The organism is Rhizobium sp. 32-5/1, from assembly GCF_029537235.1.
GTDB lineage: Bacteria > Pseudomonadota > Alphaproteobacteria > Rhizobiales > Rhizobiaceae > Pararhizobium.
This window is the reverse complement of sequence record NZ_CP120638.1, coordinates 1,711,542-1,725,751: the sequence shown is the minus strand read 5'-3', so window position 1 is coordinate 1,725,751 and position 14,210 is coordinate 1,711,542. Positions and strand designations below refer to the sequence as shown.

Genomic DNA, 14,210 nt, shown 5'->3' with positions numbered 1-14,210 from the left:
TAACCTTGACGTAAACGTCAATATTGCAGAGGACGGATGAAAACAGTTGCGGCATGAAATGCGGTATGGCCAGATTTCGCCACGGACGGCATCGCCAAAGCCTTTGCTCACAGGCCCAAAACGCGATATTGCAGCGCAATATTCATATTGCGTCGGATGTCTTTATGACGCCCTTAGCGAAGCTGCATCCGCCACGTTTTATTTCACAGATTTATTGGCCGCCGGGCCAGACAGGTCTTTTTGATGTCCGATGACGTTCTTTCGCCTATCCCGGTTGTTCGTCAGGGCGGAGGAATGTCGCTGGCCGAGTTTGCGCTGGCCGCCGGCGGTTTCGGAATCGGAACCGGGGAGTTTGCCATCATGGGCCTTCTGCCGCAGGTGGCGGATGACTTTTCCGTATCAGTCCCAAGCTCTGGCAGTGTCATCAGCGCCTATGCGATCGGTGTGGTTGTGGGTGCGCCTTTAATTGCCGTGTTGGCCGCGCGGTTCTCGCGGCGAGACGTGCTCCTCGCCCTGATGGCCCTGTTTGCGCTCGGAAACCTGGCAAGCGCCGTTGCCGATAGTTTCGGTCTTCTCATCCTGGCGCGGTTCCTGGCTGGCCTGCCGCACGGCGCCTATTTCGGTGTTGCGGCCCTTGTCGCGGCTGGGATGGCTGCGCCAAACCAGCGCGCCCGCGCCATCGGCCGTGTGATGATGGGCCTGACGGTCGCAACGCTTCTCGGGACACCGCTGGCCGCCTGGTTCGGCCAGGCGCTCGGCTGGCGTGCAGCCTTCGGCATCGTCGGAGCCATCAGCCTTCTGACCGTCTTGCTGACATGGGTTTACGTCCCCCATGACAAAGCCAACGCTGCGGCAACGCCGCTGAAGGAACTGGGCGCGCTTGGCAAGGTCCAGGTCTGGCTGACGCTCGGTATCTGCGCCGTCGGTTGCGGCGGCATGTTTACCGTCTTTACCTATATCACGCCCGCACTGACAGAAGTCGCAGGCGTCTCCCTCGCTGCCGTGCCGATCATGCTGTCGGTTTTCGGAGCCGGCATGATTCTTGGAAATATCGTCGGCTCGCGGCTTGCAGACTGGTCGCTGCTGCCGGCGATCGGCCTGGCGCTTGGCTTCAACCTGTTTGCCTATGTCCTGTTTTATTTCACCATGGGAAATCCGGTGATGGCGGCGATCAACATCTTCCTGATCGGCGGCGGTTTCGCCGTGGTTCCCGGCATCCAGACGCGACTGATGGATGTGGCAGGCGAGGCCCAAACGCTGGCCGCGGCTCTAAGTCATTCGGCCTTCAATATTGCCAATGCTCTCGGTGCATGGCTCGGCGGCGCAGCGATCGCAGCTGGCTATGGCTGGACCTCCACCGGGCTTGTGGGCGCCATTCTGGCCGTCGCTGGGTTCGGCATCTTCTTCACGTCGGTTTTTCTCGAAGGCACACCGGCTCGTCGCAACGCCAGATCCTGACGGTAGAAACAGGATTTCGCTGCTTCCAAAATCTTCCTGTCATGTCTTGTGATTACGGTCCCTCAGGCGATATCTAGGCGCGACACAAAACCACGCCATACACAAACGCGCTGGCAAGCGACTGGGTTTGTTGTAAGGTTGGGTGACATGGAGTGGAGCTTTTGCAACTGAGTAATCGTGAGCGCGACAATCTGCCGGCCGAACCACGCCTTTTCGGGCAGCCCGCGCATGCGCGCTCGGCATTGCTAGGCCCAATTTCCGCGGCGCGCTGGCTTCTGGTTTTCATTCTCCTGGCCGGCGTGTACTTCTTCCACGGTTTCCTGGTGCCGGTGCTGGCTGCTCTGGTCATTGGCTTCGCAAGCTGGCCTATCTATCGGCGGCTGCTTGTGGCCACAGGTGGGCGCCGCACAATTGCGGCCACGATCGCGATTACCTTTGTCGTGTCTTTCATTGTCGTCCCGATCTCAATCGCTGCCGTCTATGCGATTGATGAAGTCCGAACCGTCGTTCTCTGGGCGATCGAGGCCAATGTCAGCGGAGCCCCGGTTCCCGCCTGGGTGCCCGGCATTCCCGGCATAGGCGTATGGCTGGGTGAGCAATGGGCGCGGTATATCGGCCATCCAGGTGGGCTTGGCGAGATTGTGCAACTGGTCAGCGGCTCTAACATCGGCAATATCTACCGCGGTGTGCTTGTCGTCGGCGCTTCGGCCTTTCATTCCTTCCTGACGCTGCTTTTCATGCTGATCTCGCTGTTCTTCGTCTATCGCGACGGCGAGCGGTTCGTGGCCCAGATCGACAAGCTCGGCGAGCGCATCTTTCCGATGCGCTGGGAGCGTATATCCCGCATCGTTCCGCTGACGATCAGCTCGACAGTGACTGGCATGGGCGTCATCGCTATTGGCGAGGGTATCGTGCTCGGCATCGCCTACTGGTTGGCTGGCGTGCCTTCGCCCGTTACCCTCGGCATTCTGACGGGCATTATGGCGCTCATTCCTGGTGGGGCGCCCTTGTCGTTCACGCTGGTGTCGATCTATCTCGTCTCCAGCGGCTCTCCCATGGCCGGCCTCCTGCTTTTTGCCTGGGGAACATCGGAGCTCTTCGTCGTCGATAAGACGCTGCGGCCGCGGCTTGTCGGCGGGCCGATCAAACTGCCGTTCTTGCCGACCTTCTTCGGCCTGATAGGCGGCGTCAAGACGATGGGTTTCCTCGGCCTGTTTGTCGGGCCGGTCTTGATGGCGCTTCTGGTGGCAATCTGGCGCGAGTGGCTGCGCGAAGTCACCGCGCCCGCGGGGCAGAGCGGAAAAATCATCACGTAACGATTATGGCGTCGCCGACCTGAAGAGAAGCCGGCGCGATGACCGCCCCTATGTCTGGTTCAGATTGTCCCATGCACGCCGAAATTCTCGTGAAACCTGCCAGCGCCTCTGCGAACCAGCCTAGGAAATGACGCCGGTTTACGCATCGCAAATTGCCCGGATGCGATCACACTAAGGACTTTTCCTGCCAATCTGCGTGTGACCGTGATGTCAGTTTAGAGTTTCGGCGGAAATTTCCTCGCCAAGAATCCGGAATGCGTCTTCCAGCGCATCGACAAGGATGTCCGTCAGTTCATCCATATTGTCCGGATTGAACAGAAACGCAAAAGCCGCATCCTGCGAGCGTGCGGCGTATTCGATCTCGTTGGACATATCATTGCCTCCTCTGCGCCAGGCATCATGCCGACGGTTGCATACACGCTAGAGCGCGTTGCTTGCGCCGGGCTTGAAGCCGCGAGCGGGGTTTGGATAACACGACAACCGGACGGTATTGAGTCCGGCTGGTATTACTCCATGGCGAGTATCATGTTGCGGACGACAGGGTAGATTTCGGCCTCCCAACGGCGGCCGTTGAACACGCCGTAGTGTCCTACATTCGCCTGGAGATGATGCCGCTTCAAATGTGGGCGCAGCGATCGGCAGAGATCATGGGCGGAGGATGTCTGGCCAAGGGCGCAGATGTCGTCGCGTCCGCCCTCGACCGTCAGAAGGGCGGTCTTGCGGATCTGGCCCGGATCGACCTTGCGGCCATGATAGGTCAGATTGCCAGCGGCAAGGTCGGCCTTCTGGAACACGCGATCGATGGTCTCGATGTAGAATTCTTCGGTCATGTCGAGCACGGCGAAGTATTCGTCGTAAAAATCCTTGATCTTCTCGGCCTCCGCCGTTTCGCCCCTGGCCAGGTGGTTGAAGAGCTTCTTGTGGGTATCTTCATGCCGCTTCTTGTTCATCGCCATGAAGGCCGTGAGTTGCAGAAAGCCCGGATAGACGCGGCGTCCGCCGCCGGCAAATCGCTTTGGCACGCTGCTGATCAGCGAGGATTTAAACCAGGACAGCGGCTTTGACACCGCAAGCTTGTTGACCGCCGTCGGGCTCTCGCGCGTGTCGATCGGGCCTGCCATCAGCGTCATGGTGCGCGGCGTTGCCGGGTTCTGGTCCTCCGACATCACGGCGACCGCCGCAAGCGCCTGGACGCAAGGCTGGCAGACGGCCAGAAGATGGCTTCCGGGCCCGATTTCCTCCAGGAAGCGGATGACGTAATCGACATATTCGTCCATGCCGAAGCGCCCGGCCGATAGCGGCACGTCGCGGGCATTGACCCAGTCGGTGATATAGACATCGTGATCGCGCAGCAGTGTGCGCACGGTGCCGGTCAGCAGGGTGGCGAAATGCCCCGAGAGCGGCGCGACGACGAGCACGCGGGGTCGCCGGATGTCGACGTCAGCCGCAAAGCGCAAAAGCGTGCCAAACGGCATTTCGAGGACGGTCTCAAGCGTTATCGGCACATCGCGGTTGCCGATCATTACCGAGCTGATGCCGAAATCCGGGCGTTCATGGGTGATCCTGTAGCGGGAGATCATTTCCATCGCCGCTGCAAAATAGCGGGGCGCGTCGGCGCCCCAGAACGACACCGCCGGGAAGGTCTGCAAGCGTCGCGCCCAATCGCGCAAAGGGGCGATGGCGTCATCCTGAAGCTGGTAGGCCTGATAGAGCATCGGCAATATCTCCCGCAGCGCCGCAGAAATTCGGCAGTGCAAAAAATGCTAGTGCAATATCGTGCGCCATGCGAGAAGATTGTGACGGGTTCATGAAACATTCTACGGCCAAGGAACGGGACGCGATGGCACAGGCGACGCTGACGATTTCCTCGAAGAACTACTCCTCCTGGTCGCTGCGCGGCTGGCTGCTCTGCCGTATGGCAGGTCTGGACTTCACCGAAGTGCTGGTGGAACTCAACGATGCGGCCCGCCAGGAGCTTCTGCTGCTCTCCCCTTCGGTTCTCGTGCCGCGACTGACCTACAAGGATGTGACGGTCTGGGATACGCTTGCAATTGCCGAATATCTGCACGAGGTCACGCCGAAATCAGGGCTTTGGCCCAAGGATCTGGCAGCCCGCGCCCGCTGTCGCTCCGTCTCCGGCGAAATGCATTCCGGCTTCCACAATCTCCGCTCTGCTTTGCCGATGAACCTCAAGGCGCGGCATGAAAAATTCAAGATCTTTTCCGGCGCGCGGCCGGATGTCGAGCGCGTCAAGGCGATCTGGACCGAATGCCTTGAAATGAGCGGCGGCCCCTGGCTGTTCGGCGAATCACCCACCGTTGCCGACGCCATGTACGCCCCGATCTGCACCCGCTTTCGCACCTATTCCGTGGATCTTGAACCAAAGCTCGCCGCCTATGCCGAGCACGTCCTCTCCTGGCCGCTCATGGTCGAATGGACAGAAGGCGCCATTGCCGAACCGGACGAGATCGTCGAGCTTGAGGTGGAGTTTTGACGGGCTGAATTGTGTGGGTAAGTGGTGCCGGTTAGAGGACTCGAACCTCTGACCCCATCATTACGAAGTATGTGCTTCCTCTCAACTCGACATATCACCGCCAATCATTTTTCTCCGTTTAATGCCTTGTCTCCATTGAAAAATATAGCATTTTGTTGTCGGCATGGAAGGCGCCGGAAAGACCTGTATCGCGCGCTCCGTTAAAGCCACAGCTGATTTGCAGCATCTGCATGAAGACGCCGGTATTCCGAACGGCATCACTGAGCGGCAACACCGAACAACCCTCTCAATCACGGCCAAACAATGGAAAACCAGATTCCGACCGCCGGCAGTGGCGCTATATCACCTTCCTCCATTCGCGATCTTTTCGACCTCTGGAAATCACATGCTGATATCGCAGCATTGCTTGCAGATCGCATCGCCGGCTTCCCTGCGCGCACTGCGGAAGAGTTCGCTCTCAAACTACTGTTGCAGGCGTCACGGGGCCGCGGCGGATTCAGTCTTTCGGAGGATCTGCTTGAGGAGGCCCGCTCGCTGGAAAAAGGTGGACCCCTTGCCGCCGAAGGAGTGCACCCGCGACCTGGAAGCCGTCATCACCGAATACGTGATGGCCGGGGCTGCTTGGAATGCCTACAGGCCTGACGGTGATTTCTGCTTCGAAGGTCCGCTCTTGGATGTTTACAACGAGAAACGGCACCGGTTCATCCTCTTCCGGTGCAACACGAACGCCGAGGTCCAGCGAAAACTGGCCTACGTCGCCGGAGACATCGGCACCGCGCAAATCCTCGAATACGGCGATTGGAACGCAAGGTTCCGGGCTTCCCTCACCCTGCCGGTGAGCATCCAGAGGAGCCATCCCGAAGAACCGGGATGGAGAACGGTGACGCCGGCCGTCGGCAAAGCGCGCAAACCTGTCGTCGTCGAACACAAGGCGAAGCGGAGGATGGCTCGATGAAAAATCCAAACCGATTCCGTCATTGCCCTCGGACTATCTATGCGGAGTTCATCCGGAGCGATAAAGCTTGCTGAGTTCTGGGTGATGACTATTGCCGCTGCTTAGATTGGCGTCGAGATTGCTTAGAAGCGCATCAAGAGGATAAATGCAGCACCAAACTGCTCACCCTTCTCAGCCTGGACTCGAGCTGTAGTTGCGTTGCGCTACTGTGCAAGCCAGGTGAGCCCTATGTGAATACGGCCGCCGGGCGAGTCGCAGATGGTTCCGCCGCACCGAATTTCGACGGTATCGGCGGTGCCCCTGACGAAAAGGTCGGAACCCTTTGAACCGAAGGGTGATCCAGAACGTGGCTGCTTGGTGTGCGGGGTCACTTTTAATGAAGCGTCGAACCGGGTGCCATCAAGAATATAATGACCGATATAGTAGAAGTCGCTGTCACCTCCGATTATTTTTCCATCTCGAATGTGCATGACGCCGCGCCCAAACCATTCTTCAGGTAAGCCATTATGCTGACGATCGGCGTAAAACATCGCCTGATACAACCCTTCTATCATCGCCATGCTTCCCATTTGTAGCCCACAGCCGATCGGCGGACGTCCCATCTTTGCTTCGCACCCGACGCCGGACTGCACGAGCTTTGGTGGCGTCCAGGCTGCGAGGGTCTTGCTGATATTTCTGTGCATATTTTGAAGGATAAAGCCTTTACCTCATACGAGGGTATTCGAGATTTATCGAACGGAGCGGTCATTGCTTGGCCGTTGTGCAAGGAATTGGCTCCTCGATCGCCATCGCCAACCGATCGAGTTCACGCGAATAGCAGTAGAGACCAAACAGTACGGCGACGACCTCGACAGTCGAGAAAGCCGTCCGCGACAAGGGGGCATGACGTCCAGCGCGGGCAGGTGACGGAAAAAGAGGACCGAGAACAGCGCCCCGCCGAAGAAGAAACTGACGCGGCTCGCGAAAGCGCAAACATGTCCAAGGAACACGCTGTGGAACGGAGCGACGACAGGAACCCACGTCAACCTAGTCCAGTAGCACAGGTGCAGGAACGCTGCGCTGCCAAGTGCTGAAAGCTGTTGCGACGGCGGTAACTCCTGCCGCTCGCCCAGATTCGTGACGATCTCGTGGAAAACCGGAAACACGATCCAAAACAATGCTGACGCAGCAATCGTCTGCCCGGCAAGAAGGAGCGCGTAGACAATGCCACCTGTTCTCCAACGCATGGAAACTCCTGTCTGCCTGTTACGCCACTTCAACTTTGGCAACACGCGGCCGCCAGAGCAGTGCGGTTGCCAAAAGCGTGTAGAGGATTGCCGCACCGACATAGAGGATGCGCGTCGAAAACGATTCCGCAGCGCTCCCGGGCAAAGGCGAGACGCCGAGCCCGAACAGGATCAGGAATATCGTCAGTGCGCCCGCATACACCCGTGCGTCCGGTGACCGTGCCGCCGCCCGTCCGCCAATGAAAAGGCAGACGACAAGCGTAATGAGAAACAGGGAGAGCAGGTTGGGTCGAAGATTGAGCGCCTCATAGGCGACGGAGGCAATAATCCCGCCGAAGAGGTTCACGATGGCAAGGCCGAACGCTGCCCTTCCGGTGGCAGCAGCATCAAGCTGCGTCAGAAGTGTTATCACCGTTATCGGAATGACGGCCGCGGATGTCAGGTTATCGCTGGTCAGGCAGATCGCCATAATGGCGAGCAGGATTCCGGTATTCGCCAGCGCCCGCCCGTAATCGGGAGGACAGATAACGGCCTGCTGCTCTGGCTCATCGACGATGGCGGGTTCAGGAAAGACCGCGTGGGCAAGCCACATCAGCACCGCACCGCTGATCACGCCCAGGAGCAGGATCGACAGGATAGAGGCGGCTAGTTCCTTGTTGAGAATACCGAGCAGCGGCACGATGACGCCCACGATCAGCACAAGGGAGATAGCGGCACCGCCCTTGCCGCTCGACTGGGCGACAAAGCAGGAGAAGTAGAACAGGCCAAGCAGAAGTAGAAAGCTGGCCGGGTGTTCGCCGAACCACGATGTCAGGATAGACATGACCGTGCCGACCACGAAGATGAGGATCGCCATGCCGAGGGTTTTGGCAAAAGGCATTGGCGCGGTACTCGACAAAAGGAATTGCGCCGCAAACAGCGGTCCCAGAAACGGAACGAGCGCGCCCGATGCAACCGAGGCGGTGAAGCCGAGGGAAACCGCGAGCGCCACCCGCAGTCCCTTGCGTCGTTGCGCGGCTAGGGCGCTGTCAATTGACATAGGTCAGCACAGACATGATCCGGATCCAGAGCGATCCCCAGGCGTTGGTGACCGGGTGGTCTCCGGTGTAGATCACCACTGTCGCCTGCGAACCGTAACGGACGCCCTTTGGTCTTCCGTCATCCATGACGAGCCGGACCGGAAAGCGCTGCGCTTCCTGCACCCAGCCACTATCGTTTCGGATCGTCGGAAGGCCGGTGCTCGGATCCGTGCTTCCCTGCGATACGCCGAGGCCGACGCTTTCGACCGTCGCTCCGAAAATCTGCCCCGGAAGCGCATCGAACAGGACCTCTGCACGATTGCCGATCGCAACCCTTTCGAGACTGTTCTCCTTGAAAGCAGCCGCGATCCACACCGTTCCGACGTCAATGAAGGTCATGGCGGATTGTCCGGCACTGACCACCTTGCCGATGGAAAGTTGCAGATTGGTAACGACGCCTATCGAAGGCGCGCGCGCCGTTGTTCGCAGCAGATCGAGCTGGGCACGTTCCAGGGTAGCAAGGGCCTGCTTGAGCTCCGGATTGTCGTTCCCCGCCGGGCCAAGATCGGCCTGCGCACTGACAAGGTCGGCTTCGGCCGCGGTGACAGCCGCCTGGGCCTGATCGAATGCCAGCTGTGCTTCGTCCAGTTTTGTATTGGCGTAAACGCCGCGTTTGGTCAGCTCGGTCGCGCGGCCCAGTTGTTCTCCGGCATTGTCGCGGCTGGCTTGCGCTTGAACGAGCCTTGCCTGAACGGCATCGACCTGTGCCGTCGAAGCCCCGATCGACTGGCCGACACGAGCAAGAGCCGCTTCGGCTTCCGTAACAGCGATCTGGTAGCGGGCCGGGTCGATGCGAAAGAGAACCTGATCCGGTTCGACTGCCGCGTTGTCGGTCACGTTCACCTCAACGACCCGCCCCGTCACCTCCGGCGCGATGCCGACGACATAGGCCTGGACCTGGGCCTGCGACGACGAAGGCGTCCGTCGTTCCATGAAGACGGAAAGGACAAAGAGTATCAGCCCCAGCAGGACGACAATCAATGCGACCCTTCGCAGCGGATTGGCGCTGGGGGCAGTCTCCTGGGGCGTCGGTCCAGCCAGAGTTTCATCGGAAGCCACAACTGCACTCCTTCACTCTGCCGTTGGCGTATAGATGACGCGGCTCGTGCGGATGAACAGGGACCGTATCTTTTCCCAGAAATTACCGCCGAGCACGAAAAAGCTCGCCAGGAACATCACGTCGCCCAGCAGCTGCAGCTGCCAGATGTTGGGTCGCAGGCCCGGAGCAACAGCATCGATATATGGTTCAAGCCAGCTCGTGATCAACGGCAGGCAGAACATGACGAGACCGAGCTTGTAACGCGCACTGCCGACGCTGGTATCGGGTGCCAACTTGAAGACACCGAAGATTTTCCCCTTGAGCTGCTGGAATCCGGATTTGCCCATTACGGCTATCACGAGAAGCAGAAGGATCTTGTTGACGATGAAGATGACGCCGGTGATTGCGGCGATCCGTGTGCTCGGAACGCCGGCCCAGGCCGCAAGCGGCACGCAGAGCCACATGCCGATAGCAAGGCATACAAGGGCAATCCCCAGCTTGAAGCGCCAGGTGGCCGCTACCGGCTCGATGGTGTTCTCGGTGTTGACAGACATGATCACTCCCGTTCGTTGGACCGACCTCATCGGGGGCGGTGTGGATGGAGACGGCGGCCGGATCGGCCCATCTGCCCAAGGCTTTTTGTCAACTGTCGAACGATCCGGCGCAATGTAGGCAACGGTAACATACGCGTCCCGAGCAACACTCCAGAGCGGATCAGCGCCGCGGAAATGGCACGACGGATGCGTTCTCCAGCGTCGATACGATTTCTCCGGCAAGCGCCTCGACGAGAACCGCATATTCCGAAATTCTTTGATCGCGCAGCACGTGGTGTGAGCCACGCCACTTGTGCAGTTCGGTTTCGGCTATGGCAAAGTCCGCGCAGAGATCCCGAAACCCTTCATCCCGGGCCGAAAGCTCGATAATCGCCCCGGCGCGGGTCGGAAAACGGCGGCAGGCCGCAAGGGCGTCCTCATCCATCTTTCTTGATTTCTTTCTGTTCAAGGAATACAAAAATTCACCACTGCCGCGTGCGCTTCAAGAAAGAAGTTTCAAGTAAGGCGGGACGTTTGTTGAGTATATTACGGTAACATACGGGTGGTAGGTGCGGTGGCTCGTCGGGGAGGGGAAGACCGTGCAGGATCTGAACGCCGTCGGAACACGACAGCCGCCCAACGCGGACGAAATTCGTGCGCAGCTCGAGCGTATCGTCACCAGTCCCGAGTTTCCGACCGTCGGCCGCGGGGCCGCTTTTCTGACATATATAGTGGAGGAAGCTCTTGCCGGCCGCGCAAGTCGGCTCAAGGGATATTCCATCGCACTGGAGATCTTTCGGCGGGACGAACATTTTAGTCAGGATGATCCGGTTGTCCGGATCGAAGCGGGACGGCTGAGACGTGCGATCGAACGATATTACCTGGTCGCCGGCCAGACCGACCCGATCCGCATCGACATTCCGAAGGGCGGCTACGTCCCCGTGTTCACATGGCATTGTCCAGGGGCGGTCCATCGCGAAACCTCCGACAAGGCCCCGATTTCCCCGTCCGGATCTCCGACGAAAGTGTCCTGGTGGTCGAGGAAGGCGCCCAGACTGGCAGTCCTTGCCGGACTGGCGGTCTTTGTCACGTTTGCCACCTACTGGACCTTGCCTTACGACGCGGTGACAGGGGTCAATCAGACCAGCAAGCTGCAGCCGGATAAACCAACGTTGCTCATCGCGCCGTTCGCAAACCTTGGCGACGGCCCGCAAGCCCATCTTTATACGATCGGCCTCACCGAAGAATTGCTGACGACGTTGCCGCGCTTCAAGGAGATCAAGGTTTTCGGCCGCGAAACGTCGAGAACTCTGCTGCCCGAGGTCGATGTCGCAGACGTTCGCGAACGGTTTGGCGCAGGGTACCTTCTGGCGGGCGGTGTCCGGGTTGCTGGCGATAGGATGCGTGCCAGCGTAAGGCTCGTGGACACCCGGGACGGCGCCATCCTCTGGTCGCAGAACTATGACCACGATCTTCGTTCAGGCGACCTGTTCACCATCCAGACCGATGTGGCGAACCGGGTCGCAGCATCGGTGGCGCAGCCCTATGGCATTATTGCGCAGGCGGATGTCGCGCGCGCGCCCCGGACGATCTGGGCGCATATCAATGCACGCTGGATTTCTACGATTACCGCATGCAGCTGAGTGTTGGAGCACATGCGGTCGTGAGAGGCTGCCTGGAAAAGGCCGTTGAGCGCTATCCGGCCTATGCGACCGCGCGCGCCATGCTATCGATGATTTACCTCGACGAGGAGCGGTACAAATTCAACCCGAAGACCGAAGGTCCGCCGCCGATAGAGCGGGCACTTCAGGCGGCGCGCCGGGCGGTCCAGGTGGAACCCGGCAACACGCGTGCACAGCAGGCGCTGATGACGGCACTGTTCTTCGACAAGCAACTGGCCGAAGCCATTCATGTCGGCGAGCAGGCGCTGGCCATGAACCCCAACGATACCGAACTGATGGGCGAGTTCGGGACCAGGATCGCCATCGCCGGACAATGGCAGCGTGGCGCCGAACTGCTGGACCAGGCCATCATCCTTAACCCCGGCGGTGGCGGATTCTACCGCGGCACGCGTGGGCTGGCATCCTACATGCTGGGCGATACGGAGAATGCGGTGTTGCAGATCAAGCGGTCAGACATGCAGAAGTTTCCGCTGTTTCATGCCGTCGCCGCGATCATCTACGCCGACGCGGGAATGATGGCGGATGCACGCCGGGCTGCTGCGGTGTTCGAAACAATGAGACCGGATTTTCTGCCAAACTTCATTTCGGAGATGACATCGCGGAATATGCGTATCACGGACCTCAATCGCCTCGTTGCGGGTCTGCGCAAAGCCGGAATGACAATCCGGGTCGATGAGCGTGCCTTCGCGGATGCCACCGAACTTCCATAAACGATCAAGCCCGTAGGTTACAGTAAGATACTCCCGTTCTCCGGCGCCACCTGCATAGTGCGGACGACTGTGTGAATGGAACGATAGGAAAGCCATGACGTCCGGATTGTCTCTGGTCAACAGCAGCGTCGTGCTGGCGCGGCTTGTGCTCGGCGACCGCAGATCAGGTCCGACTGGTATTGCATCAACAGCGCGCGCACGACCGGCTTCCGGGTCGTATGCCTCCAATAGTCACGGGAGCGGAGTTTCGAAATTCCGTCCTCGGAAAACCGCGGCGACAGGACAGTGCACGTGAACAATCAAAGGGCGTACCAGAGACCCGAAAAAGTCCTCAACCGGGGGCTTTTCTGCGCGATCCTTGTTGTTTCCGGCCTATTGCTTTCCGGCTGCGGCGGACATCCCAAGGGTGTTTTGACACCCGTTGCCGATACGGCACCGCAATCGCACAGGGTCGAAATGCTGATCGCAACGACACGAAGCCCATCGGTGAGTCGCGGCGAGATGTTTACGGGCGAGCGGGCGCGGGCGCCGAATTTCGCCGACATCACGGTCTCTGTGCCGCCGGACGGCGCACGCAAGGTGGGCGAAGTATCCTGGCCGAAGAAACTTCCGCCAAACCCGGCCACGGATTTTGCGACCCTCAAGGCCGACATGATCGACATAGATGCGGCCAAGGCCTGGCTTAACACGTCTGTCAGAAAGACGCCCGATGGTAGCGCGCTCGTTTTCATCCACGGGTTTAACACCAGGTTTGAGGACAGCGTCTACCGTTTTGCCCAAATCGTGCAGGACTCCGGTGTCCGCAGCGCACCGATCCTCGTGACATGGCCATCGCGCGGCAGCCTGCTTGCCTATGGTTATGACCGCGAGAGCACCAATTACACCCGCAATGCGCTGGAAAACCTGTTCCAGTACCTGGCCAAGGACGCGGAGGTGAAGGAAGTCTCGATCCTCGCTCATTCAATGGGCAACTGGCTGACGCTGGAAGCGCTGCGGCAGATGGCGATCCGCAATGGTGGGCTGCCGGCCAAATTCAAGAACGTGATGCTGGCGGCTCCCGATGTCGATGTCGACGTCTTCCGTTCGCAGATCGTTGATATGGGCACACCGCACCCGCAGTTCACGCTTTTCGTCTCGCGCGACGATCGGGCGCTGGCGGTCTCTCGCCGCGTCTGGGGCGATGTAGCCCGTCTCGGTTCCATCGACCCCGAACAGGCGCCCTACAAGCAGGAACTGGCGGATGCCGACATCAAGGTCATCGATCTGACCAAAGTGAAGGCGGGCGACAGGCTCAATCATGGAAAATTTGCCGAATCGCCGGAGATCGTTCGTCTCATTGGCGCGCGGATCTCGGACGGCCAGACCCTCACTGACAACCGTATCGGGCTTGGGGACACCATACTCGCGGCGACAACCGGCACTGCGGCGGCGGCAGGAAACGCTGCAGGGCTGTTACTCGCGGCCCCGGTCGCCATCGTCGATGCGAATACCCGTGACAATTTCTCGAGCCAGCTCGACGCGCTAGGGCCAGCCGGCATGTCCCGGTCAAAACCACTGCCAAAATGCCAGGCCGCCTCGTCTGTAAACTGCAGGAAACAATGAAGATGTCGCTTTCGATCCGGCTATCCGCCGCCATTCGTATAGTTCTTTGCGGGCTCGTTCTGGCGTTTGGACTTCATGTCTATTCATCACCGGCGTCGGCCCAGACCACGGCCACT

The 14,210-nt window shown here is 59.5% G+C and carries 13 protein-coding genes and 1 pseudogene; 6 read left to right on the top strand and 8 right to left on the bottom strand.

Features of this window, described 5'->3' with window-relative positions; all coding sequences use genetic code 11:
• The first annotated feature begins 294 nt into the window (after window positions 1–294).
• Together P6U16_RS08870 and P6U16_RS08865 are read left to right on the top strand one after the other, a co-directional pair.
• Window positions 295–1,458 (top strand): MFS transporter, encoded by a 1,164-nt coding sequence (locus P6U16_RS08870; RefSeq protein WP_277703796.1) that lies wholly within the window; start codon window positions 295–297, stop codon window positions 1,456–1,458.
• Between the two features lie 161 nt (window positions 1,459–1,619).
• Window positions 1,620–2,774: an AI-2E family transporter gene (locus P6U16_RS08865; protein ID WP_277703435.1), complete on the top strand. Its 1,155-nt coding sequence runs from the start codon at window positions 1,620–1,622 to the stop codon at window positions 2,772–2,774.
• Window positions 2,775–2,984: 210 nt separating this feature from the next.
• Here P6U16_RS08865 and P6U16_RS08860 read toward each other — a convergent pair whose 3' ends face one another.
• Together P6U16_RS08860 and phaZ are read right to left on the bottom strand one after the other, a co-directional pair.
• Window positions 2,985–3,146, bottom strand: a complete 162-nt coding sequence (locus P6U16_RS08860) for a hypothetical protein (protein ID WP_277703434.1) — start codon at window positions 3,144–3,146, stop codon at window positions 2,985–2,987.
• A 134-nt stretch (window positions 3,147–3,280) separates the two neighbouring features.
• A complete protein-coding gene (phaZ, locus tag P6U16_RS08855; protein ID WP_277703433.1) occupies window positions 3,281–4,489 on the bottom strand; it encodes a polyhydroxyalkanoate depolymerase in 1,209 nt (402 codons plus the stop codon).
• A 125-nt stretch (window positions 4,490–4,614) separates the two neighbouring features.
• Between phaZ and P6U16_RS08850 the strand changes: the two genes are divergently transcribed.
• Both P6U16_RS08850 and P6U16_RS08845 read left to right on the top strand, forming a co-directional pair.
• Complete coding sequence (locus P6U16_RS08850; RefSeq protein WP_277703795.1) at window positions 4,615–5,268, top strand: glutathione S-transferase; 654 nt, start codon at window positions 4,615–4,617, stop codon at window positions 5,266–5,268.
• Window positions 5,269–5,821: 553 nt separating this feature from the next.
• Window positions 5,822–6,223: a hypothetical protein gene (locus tag P6U16_RS08845; protein ID WP_277703432.1), complete on the top strand. Its 402-nt coding sequence runs from the start codon at window positions 5,822–5,824 to the stop codon at window positions 6,221–6,223.
• A gap of 203 nt (window positions 6,224–6,426) precedes the next feature.
• Here P6U16_RS08845 and P6U16_RS08840 read toward each other — a convergent pair whose 3' ends face one another.
• The 6 genes from P6U16_RS08840 to P6U16_RS08815 form a co-directional block, all read right to left on the bottom strand.
• The gene (locus tag P6U16_RS08840) at window positions 6,427–6,906 is read right to left on the bottom strand and encodes a hypothetical protein (protein ID WP_277703431.1); all 480 of its coding nucleotides are present in this window, start codon (window positions 6,904–6,906) and stop codon (window positions 6,427–6,429) included.
• Window positions 6,907–6,951: 45 nt separating this feature from the next.
• Window positions 6,952–7,449, bottom strand: a complete 498-nt coding sequence (locus P6U16_RS08835; protein ID WP_277703430.1) for a hypothetical protein — start codon at window positions 7,447–7,449, stop codon at window positions 6,952–6,954.
• Window positions 7,450–7,468: 19 nt separating this feature from the next.
• Complete coding sequence (locus P6U16_RS08830; RefSeq protein ID WP_277703429.1) at window positions 7,469–8,488, bottom strand: DUF2955 domain-containing protein; 1,020 nt, start codon at window positions 8,486–8,488, stop codon at window positions 7,469–7,471.
• Window positions 8,478–9,587 carry an HlyD family secretion protein gene (locus tag P6U16_RS08825; protein WP_277703428.1) on the bottom strand — a complete coding sequence of 370 codons (1,110 nt, stop codon included), beginning with the start codon at window positions 9,585–9,587 and terminating at the stop codon, window positions 8,478–8,480. The genes P6U16_RS08830 and P6U16_RS08825 overlap by 11 nt, the downstream gene beginning before the upstream one ends.
• Window positions 9,588–9,599: 12 nt before the next feature.
• Entirely contained in the window at window positions 9,600–10,121 is a 522-nt protein-coding gene (locus P6U16_RS08820) for a transporter suffix domain-containing protein (RefSeq protein WP_277703427.1), read from the bottom strand.
• Between the two features lie 160 nt (window positions 10,122–10,281).
• A complete protein-coding gene (locus P6U16_RS08815; RefSeq protein WP_277703426.1) occupies window positions 10,282–10,545 on the bottom strand; it encodes a hypothetical protein in 264 nt (87 codons plus the stop codon).
• Between the two features lie 154 nt (window positions 10,546–10,699).
• Between P6U16_RS08815 and P6U16_RS08810 the strand changes: the two are divergent.
• Together P6U16_RS08810 and P6U16_RS08805 are read left to right on the top strand one after the other, a co-directional pair.
• Window positions 10,700–12,492, top strand: a pseudogene (locus tag P6U16_RS08810) (adenylate cyclase).
• Between the two features lie 354 nt (window positions 12,493–12,846).
• Complete coding sequence (locus tag P6U16_RS08805) at window positions 12,847–14,094, top strand: alpha/beta hydrolase (protein WP_277703794.1); 1,248 nt, start codon at window positions 12,847–12,849, stop codon at window positions 14,092–14,094.
• Window positions 14,095–14,210: the final 116 nt, after the last annotated feature.

Coding starts and splice junctions, on each gene's coding strand:
- P6U16_RS08820 (WP_277703427.1), bottom strand. CDS start 10,121: ATGTCTGTCAACACCGAGAACACCATCGAGCCGGTAGCGGCCACCTGG.
- P6U16_RS08870 (WP_277703796.1), top strand. CDS start 295: ATGTCGCTGGCCGAGTTTGCGCTGGCCGCCGGCGGTTTCGGAATCGGA.
- P6U16_RS08830 (WP_277703429.1), bottom strand. CDS start 8,488: ATGTCAATTGACAGCGCCCTAGCCGCGCAACGACGCAAGGGACTGCGG.
- P6U16_RS08860 (WP_277703434.1), bottom strand. CDS start 3,146: ATGTCCAACGAGATCGAATACGCCGCACGCTCGCAGGATGCGGCTTTT.
- P6U16_RS08840 (WP_277703431.1), bottom strand. CDS start 6,906: ATGCACAGAAATATCAGCAAGACCCTCGCAGCCTGGACGCCACCAAAG.
- phaZ (WP_277703433.1), bottom strand. CDS start 4,489: ATGCTCTATCAGGCCTACCAGCTTCAGGATGACGCCATCGCCCCTTTG.
- P6U16_RS08850 (WP_277703795.1), top strand. CDS start 4,615: ATGGCACAGGCGACGCTGACGATTTCCTCGAAGAACTACTCCTCCTGG.
- P6U16_RS08835 (WP_277703430.1), bottom strand. CDS start 7,449: ATGCGTTGGAGAACAGGTGGCATTGTCTACGCGCTCCTTCTTGCCGGG.
- P6U16_RS08815 (WP_277703426.1), bottom strand. CDS start 10,545: ATGGATGAGGACGCCCTTGCGGCCTGCCGCCGTTTTCCGACCCGCGCC.